Origin of the sequence: Flavobacterium sp. GT3R68 (assembly GCF_007109225.1) — a bacterium.
Classification (GTDB): Bacteria; Bacteroidota; Bacteroidia; order Flavobacteriales; family Flavobacteriaceae; genus Flavobacterium.
Genome location: NZ_VJZK01000007.1, coordinates 1 through 13,254, shown reverse-complemented (window position 1 = coordinate 13,254; position 13,254 = coordinate 1). Strand labels below are relative to the sequence as shown.

Here is a 13,254-nt window from a genome sequence, read left to right as displayed (position 1 = left end):
TGATCCCATCGGGGCTAAAGGATAAATCATTTAACAAAAAAAAATCTCGGAGAAAATAAAATCACCTTTAACAAAATCTTCCCAAGGGTTGCATCGAAAGAATAAATCAAAGTGGTAACTTTGCTTTTTGCTCCTTAATTTATGCTAGATTCAGACAATAACATCGAAGTCCTTGGCGCGCGGGTACACAATCTAAAAAATATAGACGTCCTCATTCCTCGTGAAAAACTGGTTGTGATTACCGGACTTTCGGGTTCCGGAAAATCATCGTTAGCTTTTGACACGATTTATGCGGAAGGCCAGCGCCGCTATGTCGAAACATTCTCTGCGTATGCCCGTCAATTCCTGGGTGGATTGGAGCGTCCCGATGTTGATAAAATCGACGGATTATCTCCTGTTATTGCAATAGAGCAGAAAACGACCAGCAAAAGTCCCAGGTCTACTGTAGGGACAATTACTGAGATTTATGATTTCCTAAGATTACTTTTTGCCCGCGCCGGGGATGCTTACAGCTACAATACCGGTGAAAAAATGGTCAGTTACAATGACGACCAAATTAAAGAACTGATTACCGAAGATTTTAACGGCAAACGCATTAATATTCTGGCACCGATTATTCGGGCGAGAAAAGGACATTATGGCGAATTGTTTGTCCAGATTTCGAAACAGGGATTTGTAAAAGTCCGCATCAATGGTGAAATCAAAGAGATTACGGCCGGAATGAAACTGGACCGTTATAAAACCCATGACATTGAAATCGTCATTGACAGAATCGTAGTTGATGGAACTCCGGAAAATGAAAAACGTTTGACGGAAAGTATCAAAACGGCGATGTATCATGGTGAAAATGTCTTGATGATTTTAGACCAGGACAGCAATGAAGTTCGGTATTTCAGTCGGAATTTAATGTGCCCGACCACCGGAATTTCATACCAAAATCCGGAACCCAACATTTTTTCATTCAATTCCCCAAAAGGAGCCTGCGAACATTGTAAAGGTTTAGGGACGGTCAATGAGATCAACCTAAAGAAAATTATACCCAATTCGAAACTGTCCATAAAAAAAGGTGGTTTTGCACCTTTGGGTGAATATAAAAGTTCCTGGATTTTCAAACAATTGGAAATTATAGGCGAAAAATTTGAATTCAAACTTACCGATCCTATTGAAAGTATTTCGGAAGAAGCAATGGACATGATTCTGAATGGCGGAAAAGAAAAATTTTCGGTGGCGTCAAAAGTTTTAGGAATTACCAAAGACTATAAAATCGAATTTGAAGGGATTTCCCATTTCATCAAAAACCAATATGACGAAAGCGGTTCCACCTCCATCAAACGATGGGCGAAAGAATTCATGGATGAAGTCAAATGCCCGGTATGCGAAGGAACCCGTCTGAAAAAAGAAGCGCTTTTCTTCAAAATCAACGAACAGAATATCGCTGATTTATCCAATATGGATATTTCGGATCTGACCTTGTGGTTCCATGATTTAAAACATAATCTATCCGAGAAGCAATTGGTCATTGCCACGGAAGTCATCAAAGAAATCAATGACAGGTTGAACTTCCTTATGAATGTTGGTTTAGACTATTTGGCTTTAAGCCGAAGTTCCAAATCCCTTTCCGGAGGAGAAGCACAACGGATCCGGTTGGCTACGCAAATAGGTTCGCAATTGGTTGGGGTTTTGTATATTTTGGATGAGCCAAGTATCGGTTTGCACCAAAGGGACAACGAAAAACTGATTCATTCCTTGGAACAATTGCGCGATTTGGGAAATTCCGTAATCGTTGTAGAACATGATAAAGACATGATCGAACGCGCGGATTATGTAATTGATATCGGTCCAAAAGCAGGAAAACATGGCGGTGAAATCATCAGCAAAGGTACACCTGCTGAAATCTTAAAAGAGCATACGTTAACGGCTTCCTATTTAAATGGGGAACGCAAAATCGAGATTCCGAAAACCAGGCGTGAAGGCAATGGAAAATCATTGAAATTAACGGGAGCCACAGGAAATAATCTAAAAAATGTTTCCATCGAATTACCTTTAGGTAAAATGATTTGCGTTACGGGAGTTTCGGGAAGCGGAAAATCGACCTTAATCAACGAAACTTTATACCCGATTTTGAATGCGTTTTATTTCAATGGGGTCAAAAAACCACAACCGTACAAAAAAATTGAAGGTTTGGAACATATCGACAAAGTCATCGATATTGACCAAAGTCCGATTGGAAGAACTCCACGTTCCAACCCCGCAACGTATACTGAAGTTTTTACAGAAATCAGGAATTTGTTTACAATGACTTCCGAGAGTATGATACGGGGATACAAAGCCGGACGTTTTAGTTTCAACGTGAAAGGCGGACGTTGTGAAACCTGCGAAGGATCTGGGGTGCGTACCATCGAAATGAACTTTTTGCCGGATGTATATGTGGAATGTGAAACCTGTCAGGGGAAACGTTTCAATAGGGAAACACTTGAAATCCGATACAAAGGAAAATCTATATCAGATGTGTTAAATATGACGGTTGATGAAGCTGTCCCTTTCTTTCAAAACATTCCGAAAATATACCGAAAAGTGAAAACCATTCAGGATGTTGGTTTGGGTTACATAACGCTGGGCCAACAGAGTACCACACTTTCGGGCGGGGAAGCACAACGAATTAAGCTGGCGGGAGAATTGTCCAAAAAAGACACAGGGAATACCTTTTACATTTTGGACGAACCCACGACGGGACTGCATTTTGAAGACATTCGGGTACTGATGGAAGTGATTAATAAGTTGGTTGACAAAGGAAATACGATCCTGATTATTGAACATAATATGGACGTAATCAAGCTGGCCGACTATATTGTCGACATTGGACCAGAAGGCGGAAAAGGTGGCGGAGCAGTAGTTGCGAAAGGAACTCCGGAAGAAATTATTAAAAATAAAAAAAGCTATACGGCTCAATTCTTAAAAAAAGAATTAATTTAGTATGTTTGCTTTTAGCCCGGATGGAAACGGCATCCTTTTACTGGCTTTTTTGCCATAAAAAGATATAATGGACAGCCGGACATCGAAGATTCAGCGTAGCTAAACAGCTCCAAAAAATATTTAAAATTTATAAATAAAAAAATGAGATTAGAAGATTTCGATAATGATGAGGATAGAGTAATCCATAATAAGCTGAAAAAGAAAACATGGAATGAGATAAGAGCGAATGACTCTTGGGGAATTTTCAAAATCATGGCTGAATTTGTGAATGGGTATGAAAGCATGAGCCGTATTGGTCCGTGTGTTACCATATTTGGTTCTGCCAGAACAAAACCGGAAGAGAAATATTATCTGCTGGCCGAAAAAATAGCCTATAAAATCAGTAAATCCGGATATGGTGTCATCACAGGTGGTGGCCCCGGAATTATGGAAGCCGGAAACAAAGGAGCCAGCTTAGGTGGTGGAACTTCAGTTGGACTGAACATTGAATTGCCATTTGAGCAGCATTACAACCCTTATATCGACCGGGATAAAAATCTTAATTTCGATTATTTCTTTGTCAGAAAAGTAATGTTTGTCAAATACTCGCAGGGATTTGTAATTATGCCGGGTGGTTTTGGAACTTTGGATGAGATGTTCGAAGCCGTTACCTTGATACAGACCAAAAAAATAGGGAAATTTCCAATTATATTAGTCGGAAGGGAATTTTGGAGCGGTCTGATGGACTGGGTAAAAGCCGTCTTAATTGACAAATATGCGACAGTAAGTCCTGAAGATATGAACCTGATAAAAATCGTAGACACTGAAGATGAAGTCATCGAGGTGCTGGATACCTTTTATAAAAAATACAATTTAAGTCCGAATTTCTAAGTAAAAAAGCTGTCTCAAAAACAGCTTTCTTTTTTTAAGATATTTTTAAGCAACCTATCGTGAAAATTGTATCTAATATAAGTATCTTGGCATTCTTTATTTTAAAATTCGAAAAAAATAGTTGAAATCACCCTTAAAAAAAATACTGTTTATTCTTGTTTTATTTGTCTCCATAAAACAATATGGCCAGCATAATTCCAAAATGAATGTGGAGGTCAATGCAGAGAGTAAAATATTAAATATTCAGCAGGAAATTATCTTTTTCAATCAATCAGACGATACGCTGACTTCCATTGTATTGAATGACTGGAACCATGCCTATTCCTCGAAATCCACTACTTTGGCGAAACGTTTTTCGGATGAATTTTATCGCGGTTTTCATTTGGCAAAAGACGAAGAGCGAGGAAATACCGAAAATCTGACCATCATCGGACCAGAAAAATTACTTCTTTCGTGGGCCAGACCTGAAGAAAATTCAGATTTCATAAAAGTACAGCTTCGGGACAAACTGCTTCCGAATCAAAAAATCGTCATAACACTAACCTATAGCGCCAAAATTCCAAGCGATAAATTCACCAAATATGGTTATTCCGATAAAGGCGGGATGAACTTAAAATACTGGTACCTGACTCCGGCTCGCTATGAAAACCATGCTTTTGTTCAATACAATAACAGTAATTTGGATGATATCACCAATGCGATTTCTCATTTTGAAATTGACATCAAAGTTCCCAAAAATCTGCAGCTTTTTACGGATTTAAATACGCTGGAGCCAACTCAGGAAGAGATGTTTTCAGTTTATCAATTAAATGGAACTAACCGCACCGATTTCAATGTTTTCCTGGAACCAAAATCAACCTTCTACACTTTTAAAAACAGTCAGGTTGAAGTAGTCACGAATCTGAAAGATGACAATTTAAATACCATTCAAAAAGCGATTGTCATAGATCATGTGGTCACTTTTGTAAATGAACATATTGGTCAATATCCCCATCAAAAAATCACGGTTGCCCAAACGGATTATGAGCGTAATCCTTTTTATGGGTTAAATCAATTACCGTCTTTTCTGAGTCCGTTTTCAAATGAATTCATCTATGAAATTAAGTTTTTAAAAACATATCTAAATAATTATCTGAAAAACAGTCTTCGCCTCGACCCTCGAAAAGACAATTGGATTTATGACGGGATTCAGGTGTATGCGATGATGAAATATATTGATCAAAACCACCCAGACAGTAAAATGCTCGGAAGTCTGTCTACCTATCTGCTTTTGAAAAGCTATAATTTGGCCAATATCAATTTCAATGAGCAGTATAGTTATTTTTATATGCTGATGGTTCGTAAAAATTTGGACCAGCCTTTGGGTAATCCAAAAAACACTTTGATAAAATTCAACGAACAGATTGCCAGTAAATACCGTTCGGGTTTGAGCTTCAGGTATTTGGATAATTATCTAGGAAATGATATTGTTAACAACAGTATCAATAAATTTTATGCGCTGAATAAAACCAAGCAGGTAACCCGGACTGACTTTGAAACTATTCTAAAATCGAATACTGATACCGATATCAATTGGTTTTTCAATACCATTATTGATTCACGGGATATCATCGATTATAAATTTGCAGCCGTTTCGAAAACAAAAGACCAGATATTTTTTTCGGTCAAAAATAAAACCAATGTGACGGTTCCAATCCCTGTATACGGAATCAAAAAAGGCGAAGTTATTTTTAAGAAGTGGATTGCAGCGCCATCGCCTGATAGTATTTACAAATGGGACAGACAGAATGTCGATAAAATCGTTCTTAATTACAAGAACGAGGTTCCGGAATACAATTTGAGAAACAACTGGAGGTCATTGAAATTTTTTCCAAATAATCGTCCCATAAAATTTAATTTTATGAAAGACATGGAAGATCCGTATTATAATCAGATCATGTATGTTCCGACACTGACATACAATATTTATGATGGTTTATCGCCGGGAATGAGGCTTCATAATAAAACACTTTTGGACAAACCATTCATATTTGATATTAATCCCTCCTATTCCACCGCTGCGAAGACCTTTTCAGGTGGTGCTTCTTTTGCTGCAAACCAGAACAACAGGGACAGTAATTTATTCAATATCCGATATGCCGTTTCAGGTTCTTACTTTCACTATGCGCCAGATGCCACCTATCTAAAAATCAATCCGAGCATCACCTTTAAAATTCGGGAACCCAACTTCAGGGATAACCGAAAACAGCAATTTGCTATACGCCAGGTATTGGTAAACAGGGAGAAAAGCGAATTTATAACAAATAGTGGAGATGAAAATTATTCGGTTTTTAATGCTAAATATTTCAATTCCCGCACAGAAGTTACAAATCATTTTAATTTCTTAACTGACGTTCAATTGGGTGGGAATTTCGGAAAACTATCAGGCGAAATTGGGTACAGGAGACTATTTAACGACAACCGTCAGATCAACCTGCGTTTATTTGCGGGAAGCTTTTTATACAATAAGACCCAGTCTGACTTCTTTAGTTTTGCACTCGACCGTCCGACCGACTACCTATTTGATTATAATTTCTATGGAAGATCAGAGAGCACTGGGCTTTTCAGTCAGCAATATATTTTGGCGGAGGGTGGTTTCAAATCAAAATTAGATACGCCTTTTGCCAATCAATGGATAGCCACGGTAAACGGAAGTTTCAATATTTGGAATTGGATTGAAGTCTACGGAGATGCCGGTTTTATAAAAAACAGACACCAATCTGAAAAATTTGTTTACGATAGTGGTATCCGCCTTAATTTAGTCACTAATTATTTTGAATTATTTTTTCCGGTATATTCTAATAATGGGTGGGAAATTGCCCAAGACAACTATAATGAGAAAATCAGGTTTGTTGTCACAATTGATCCAAAAACGCTAATCAATCTTTTTACAAGAAAATGGTTGTAAATAACGATAATATCATTTGTTGTTAAATTATTTTCATTGTTTCAGTAAATTAATTAAACATTCCGTAAATTAAAGCACGGTTCCTCCTATTCTATTATCAATAATTAAATTATATTTTATTCAAAGCATTATGAAAATAAATAGTTTTTATTTATTTTTGTTTTTCAATGTTCAATAATACCGATTCATTATGACACAAGCAGAAACAAAATCCCTGTCTTTTGAGGACTTCAAAATGGAAGTACTAACCGATTATAAAGTGGCCACCATCAGCAGAGAATGCAGCTTGTTAGGTAGACGTGAAGTATTGACTGGAAAAGCGAAATTTGGTATTTTCGGTGATGGAAAAGAAGTTCCGCAACTTGCCATGGCAAAAGCTTTTAAAAATGGTGATTTCCGTTCTGGTTATTACCGTGACCAGACTTTTATGATGGCTATTGGTGAAATGACTATCCAGCAGTTTTTTGCCGGTTTGTATGGCCATACCGATTTAGCGCATGATCCTATGAGTGCAGGTCGTCAGATGGGCGGGCATTTTGCCACCCATTCATTGGACGAAAAAGGGAATTGGAAAAACCTGACACAACAAAAAAATTCGAGCGCTGATATCTCTCCAACAGCAGGGCAAATGCCACGTTTGTTAGGATTGGCTCAAGCTTCTAAAATATACCGAAACGTTTCCGGAATAAACCAAACCAATTTTTCTGAAAAAGGAAATGAAGTTGCCTGGGGAACTATTGGAAATGCTTCTACTTCTGAAGGCTTATTTTTTGAAACCATCAATGCTGCCGGAGTACTTCAGGTCCCGATGGTAATGAGCGTTTGGGATGACGAATACGGAATTTCCGTACATGCCAAACATCAGACAACCAAAGAAAATATCTCTGAAATCCTGAAAGGGTTCCAAAGAGATGAAGATAATAAAGGGTATGAAATTCTGATCGTTAAAGGTTGGGATTATCCTGCATTAGTAGACACATATCAAAAAGCAGCAGCTATTGCCCGCGAAGAGCACGTTCCGGTATTGATTCACGTTCAGGAATTAACGCAGCCGCAAGGACATTCCACTTCAGGATCGCACGAGCGTTATAAAAACGCGGACCGTTTGGAATGGGAAGGTAATTTCGATTGTTTACGTAAAATGAAACATTGGATTATTGAGAATAATTTCGCTACAGCTGAAGAACTGGATGCTATCGATATGCAAGCCAAAAAAGATGTTCTTGAAGGTAAAAAAGCAGCATGGACCGCGTTTGTTTCTCCGGTAAAAGAGGAACAACAGGAATTGCTGGCACTTTTAAACTCTCTTGTCGCTTCAAGCTCTAATAAAGTTTTTATTGAGAAATCTGCAAATGATTTAGCTTCCATTAAAGAGCCGATTCGTAAAGATATCTTAACGACAGCCCGAAAAATATTGCGCTTGATTGTAAAAGAAAACGGAAAAACGGAATTAGCGGCATGGATAACGGCTTACACCAATAAAATTCAACCCAAATTCAGTTCCCACTTATTTTCGCAATCTGATGATAATGTTTTTTCTGTCAAAGAAGTGCAGCCAACATATGATGCTTCCGCAGAAGATGTAGATGCACGTCTGGTATTGCGTGATAATTTTGATGCCATTTTTACAAAATATCCTGAATCGTTGATTTTTGGGGAAGATGCCGGAAACATTGGGGATGTTAACCAAGGTTTGGAAGGCATGCAGGAAAAATATGGTGAACTTCGTGTTGCCGATGTCGGAATCCGTGAAGCCACTATCTTAGGACAGGGAATCGGAATGGCGATGAGAGGCTTACGTCCTATTGCCGAAATACAGTATCTGGATTACCTTTTATATGCAATCCAAATTATGAGCGATGACTTAGCCACTTTACAATACAGAACATCGGGGCGTCAAAAAGCACCGCTAATTATACGAACCCGTGGTCACCGTTTGGAAGGAATCTGGCACTCAGGTTCTCCAATGGGAATGATTATCAATGCTGTTCGTGGAATTCATGTTTTGGTACCCCGAAATATGACCAAAGCTGCCGGTTTTTATAATGCTTTATTAGAAACCGATGAACCGGCTTTAGTTATCGAATGTTTGAACGGTTACCGATTAAAAGAAAAAATGCCAACCAACTTAGGGGAATTCAAAACACCCATCGGAGTTGTTGAAACTATAAAATCAGGTAATGATATCACATTAGTGTCTTACGGATCTACATTACGTTTGGTTGAACAGGCAGCGAAAGAATTACTGGAAGTGGGTATCGATGCTGAAATTATTGATATTCAATCCTTATTACCATTCGACATCAACCACGATATCGTTAAATCTTTGACAAAAACAAATCGTCTTTTAGTGATTGATGAAGATGTTCCCGGTGGTGCTTCAGCGTTTATACTACAGCAAATTATTGATGAGCAGAAAGGATACATGGTATTGGATAGCCAACCAGAAACTTTGGCTGCAAAAGCCCATCGTCCCGCTTATGGAACCGATGGTGATTACTTCTCAAAACCTTCTGTTGAAGATATTTATGAAAAAGTATATGCGATGATGCATGAAGCCAATCCTGCTGATTACCCAAGCTTGTACTAAACTTCAATTAATATTTAGTCATTTATGCAGTTTTATTTTCCGATACAGGCCGCATAAGTGACTACTTTAACAATTTTTACAGAAAAACCGTATTCATCTCTTCTATTATAAATTTATATTTGTAGTATAGCATTATTGACTGCTATGCTTTTCAAAATGATATAAACATGCATTTGGTGCCTACTCCAAATTGGTTTGCCCGGTATTATAATTACGCCATATAAAGGAAGTAAATTTGCGCCTTAAGCTCTCTAAAAATGATGAGTCATGAAAAAAATTGAAAATATATGCTTGATTGATGATGATATGATTTTTCAGTTTTTAACGCAAAAAGTCATCTGTGAAACCAAGCTCGTAAAAGACATTGATTTATTTTCGAACGGACTTGATGCCATCAAATTTTTGAAATCGGTTCAGAACGAAAGAGAATTACTTCCTGACATTATTCTTTTAGATCTTTTCATGCCAGTAATGGATGGCTGGGCTTTCCTGGACGAATATCGTAAACTAGAATCTAAACTGGCGAAAGAAATACCGATATTTATCGTCTCTTCTTCCATTGACCCATCTGATTTACAAAAATCAAAATTAATAAGTTCGGTCTCGGATTTCATTGTCAAACCGATGACCAAAGAAAAGTTTTTGCATATTATAAAAAATTTCTCTTTAAGCAGTTCGGGGACTTCATAACTAATTTCTAAAGATAATTTACTTATTCTGAATAGTTTATATACTATTTTTAGTAAATTTACGAGTATTAGTTATCGCATATCATCTTATTTCAAATTCCATTTTTAACCTCGACTGTCATGACATTGTCTGATATTATAATAGAAAAAATTAAAAAAGAAGGTCCTATTTCCTTTCAAGCTTTTATGGAAATGGCATTATACTATCCTGAGTTGGGATATTATGCTTCCACCAAAGACAAAATTGGTAAAAATGGGGATTTTTACACAAGTTCCAACCTCACTTCCGCTTTTGGGGCCATGATTGGAAAACAAATAGAAGAAATGTGGAATTTGATGAATCAGATCCCATTTACCATAGTCGAATATGGCGCTGGTACCGGCGCGTTATGCCACGACATTCTGGTTTATCTTGAGAACAATCAAAAATTATACGTAAATCTGAAGTACTGCATTATCGAGAAAAGCCGCGCTATGTGCGAAAAAGAGAAAGCCCATTTACATGAAAAAGTCAGTTGGCACGAATCCATTGCAGAAATTGGAAAAATTAACGGATGTATAATTTCAAATGAATTATTGGACACCTTTTCAATCCATCAGGTCATTATGAAAGAAAAACTCATGGAAATTTTTATAGACTACCAAGATGATTTTATCGAAATATTAAAACCTGCGGATGAATCCTTAACCAATTATTTTTCAGAGTTGGGAGTGAAATTACCAAAAGAATTTCATGCCGAAATAAATCTTCAGGCAATCCAATGGATAAAAGAAATAGCATTATCGTTACAAAAAGGCTTTATCATCACCATCGATTATGGATATCTTTCCGATGATTTATATAGTCCTAAAAGAAGTTGGGGGACTTTGATGTGTTACAGCAAACATAAAGTCAATAGTCATCCTTACATCGACATTGGACATCAGGACATCACCTCTCATGTTAATTTTTCAGCGTTGACACATTGGGGTTTAAAAAATGAAATTGGAATCTGCGGTTTTACAGATCAGCCTCGATTTTTATTAGGCTTGGGTTTTAAAGAATATCTAAGACAACAGGAAGAAAAAAACGAAAATATCAGCCAGGCCGCACTTAAGGAAGCCATTTTAACACATACTTTTCTAATGGATATGGGGACAAAATTTAAAGTACTCATCCAACAGAAAGGGATTGCCACAAGAGAACTGAGCGGATTAAGGTTCTCTTAAAATCCATTGTCTTATTAACAATAAAAATCATATTTTTTGAGTTATATTAGTAGAAACCAATTTAAAAAAAATTAAGATGAAAAGAGTAATCCTTTTGGGAATGGTATCCATTATGATCATGGTTTCCTGCAAGCAAAAAGAAGAAGTGGTTAAGGAAGAAGTAATTGTGACCCCTGCACCTCCACCTGAAAAAATTATCGTACCTGCTCCACCACCACCTCCACCCGCACCACTTCCTGAAAAGGGAACATCCGTAAGAGTGGATAGAGAAGGTGTAGACATTGAAGTAAAAAAATAGATTTAAATAAAGGACAGCTTTAATAACTGTCCTTTTTTATTTTCATGCCAACAAAAAAAAATCCATTCAGAATCAACTGAATGGATTTTTTAATTATTTGATTGATTTATTTTTGTTTAATTAATTTAATGGTTTTTACATTTACTCCCTGTTTGATTATGGCAATATAGGATCCTGCAGGTAAATCGTTACCAAAACGGATTGGTTGCTGATAATTTTCTTCCATTTGTTTCACTTTTCTACCAAGAAGATCATACACTTCAACAAATAGTTTTTCGCTCGTATCAGTTTCTAAAACCAGGTTAAATTCACTGTTTGTAGGATTTGGATACGTTACAACATTAAATGGTGTAGCTATTACAGTAGTGGCAGTTTCCATTCTGGCAGTTTTCTTAGGATCATGTATTACAATGGAGCCGCCACCTAAAACAGTTGTGGGTACGCCATTATCATCCATCCCTAAATTATTATCGTAAACCATAGCGCCAGTAATCTTATTCCATATTTTAATGCGGAATTTGTCAATATTACCACCTCCGTTAACTTGACCATCCACGGCAGATACCATAAAGCCATACTGACCAGTTCCATTAATAGTTCCCACACCTTTATAAATGGCTTGGGACCCCGCGACAACAAGCGATCCCAAATCATAAGCGGAACTTGCAAAGTTTAAATTACCTGCTTGAAATTGAAATTCTGTGTTTCCTTCAGGAACATTGGATCCCTTTTTATATTTAGAGACAAATCCAAAATTAGCTTTACCTACCAAGGTAGCGTTTGCAACATATGCCCCTGCTGGGGAATTAATCCAACCTCCACCTGTCACAAAACCGCCATTCGGATCATATACCGGTAAATAGGCAATGGAAGAGGCGCATCCACCACCGGCAATTGCTTCAATTTTGTAAACATCGGCAGCCAGCCCGCTTATGGCATAAGTAGCAATTCCTAATGAATTTGTGGTTACAGTTGCTTTTAAAATTCCATCCATATAAAATTTTACCAAAACTCCCGCTACTGCTGGAGTAACTTTTGCCGACAGCGTAGCAGTAGATCCTAATGGTATAGGAGTGCTACTGGCATTAGCGTCTATGGTGACACCGTTAATTGTCAAAACTCCATTAGCGTAGTTGAAACTATAATTATTATCCACACCATTTGCTGGAATAATACTGTATGAACTTAGAATACTGCTTACATCTGCTGCTGTAGTTGCTGTAGGAAGAACGTCGATCACAGCTGAAGTTTCACTATTCACAAATCCAATTATTGACACCGTCAGAGGCGGATTTTCCTGACCACAATATTTAGCTTTATTATCCGCCGTTACTGTTAATACCGCTTTTGCGATAGCATCGCTTACCGTTCCATTCGCATTATTATAATTTCCGGTGACATCAGCAAATACCCACGGGTCGGTTGCATATGTTCCCGCATTAGTATGGATGGTTCCGCTTAGATTAAGACCTGCAAGGTTTTCCGATAATACACCCCTTGCAGTTCCAGTTGCTGTGCGAGCTAAGCCATTATAAGTGACATTATATGGTGAAACATTAATTGTTGCATTTGCTTTTGCAATTACATCACTTACTATTCCGTTCGCATTATTATAGTTTCCGGTGACATCGGTGAATACCCAGGCATCTGTAGCATAAGTTCCGGCGTTGGTATGGGT

The 13,254-nt window shown here is 37.5% G+C and carries 8 protein-coding genes; 7 read left to right on the top strand and 1 reads right to left on the bottom strand.

All coding sequences use genetic code 11. The features are described 5' to 3' along the window. The first annotated feature begins 141 nt into the window (after positions 1 to 141). From uvrA to FNW07_RS12110, 7 genes are all read left to right on the top strand, one after another. Positions 142 to 2,973: an excinuclease ABC subunit UvrA gene (uvrA, locus tag FNW07_RS12140; RefSeq protein ID WP_126744512.1), complete on the top strand. Its 2,832-nt coding sequence runs from the start codon at positions 142 to 144 to the stop codon at positions 2,971 to 2,973. 141 nt (positions 2,974 to 3,114) lie between these two features. Beyond that, a complete protein-coding gene (locus tag FNW07_RS12135; RefSeq protein WP_126744511.1) occupies positions 3,115 to 3,843 on the top strand; it encodes a TIGR00730 family Rossman fold protein in 729 nt (242 codons plus the stop codon). 202 nt (positions 3,844 to 4,045) lie between these two features. Then, positions 4,046 to 6,790: an aminopeptidase gene (locus FNW07_RS12130; RefSeq protein WP_126744554.1), complete on the top strand. Its 2,745-nt coding sequence runs from the start codon at positions 4,046 to 4,048 to the stop codon at positions 6,788 to 6,790. A 190-nt stretch (positions 6,791 to 6,980) separates the two neighbouring features. Further along, positions 6,981 to 9,380 carry a thiamine pyrophosphate-dependent enzyme gene (locus FNW07_RS12125; protein WP_126744510.1) on the top strand — a complete coding sequence of 800 codons (2,400 nt, stop codon included), beginning with the start codon at positions 6,981 to 6,983 and terminating at the stop codon, positions 9,378 to 9,380. Positions 9,381 to 9,647: 267 nt separating this feature from the next. Next, the gene (locus FNW07_RS12120) at positions 9,648 to 10,070 is read left to right on the top strand and encodes a response regulator (RefSeq protein ID WP_126744509.1); all 423 of its coding nucleotides are present in this window, start codon (positions 9,648 to 9,650) and stop codon (positions 10,068 to 10,070) included. Positions 10,071 to 10,189: 119 nt separating this feature from the next. Further along, positions 10,190 to 11,278 carry a class I SAM-dependent methyltransferase gene (locus tag FNW07_RS12115; RefSeq protein ID WP_126744508.1) on the top strand — a complete coding sequence of 363 codons (1,089 nt, stop codon included), beginning with the start codon at positions 10,190 to 10,192 and terminating at the stop codon, positions 11,276 to 11,278. Between the two features lie 76 nt (positions 11,279 to 11,354). Then, positions 11,355 to 11,576 (top strand): hypothetical protein, encoded by a 222-nt coding sequence (locus tag FNW07_RS12110; RefSeq protein WP_126744507.1) that lies wholly within the window; start codon positions 11,355 to 11,357, stop codon positions 11,574 to 11,576. A gap of 106 nt (positions 11,577 to 11,682) precedes the next feature. Here the strand turns inward: FNW07_RS12110 and FNW07_RS12105 are convergent. Next, a partial coding sequence (locus FNW07_RS12105) for an MBG domain-containing protein (RefSeq protein WP_144265637.1) occupies positions 11,683 to 13,254 on the bottom strand: 1,572 nt, incomplete at its 5' end.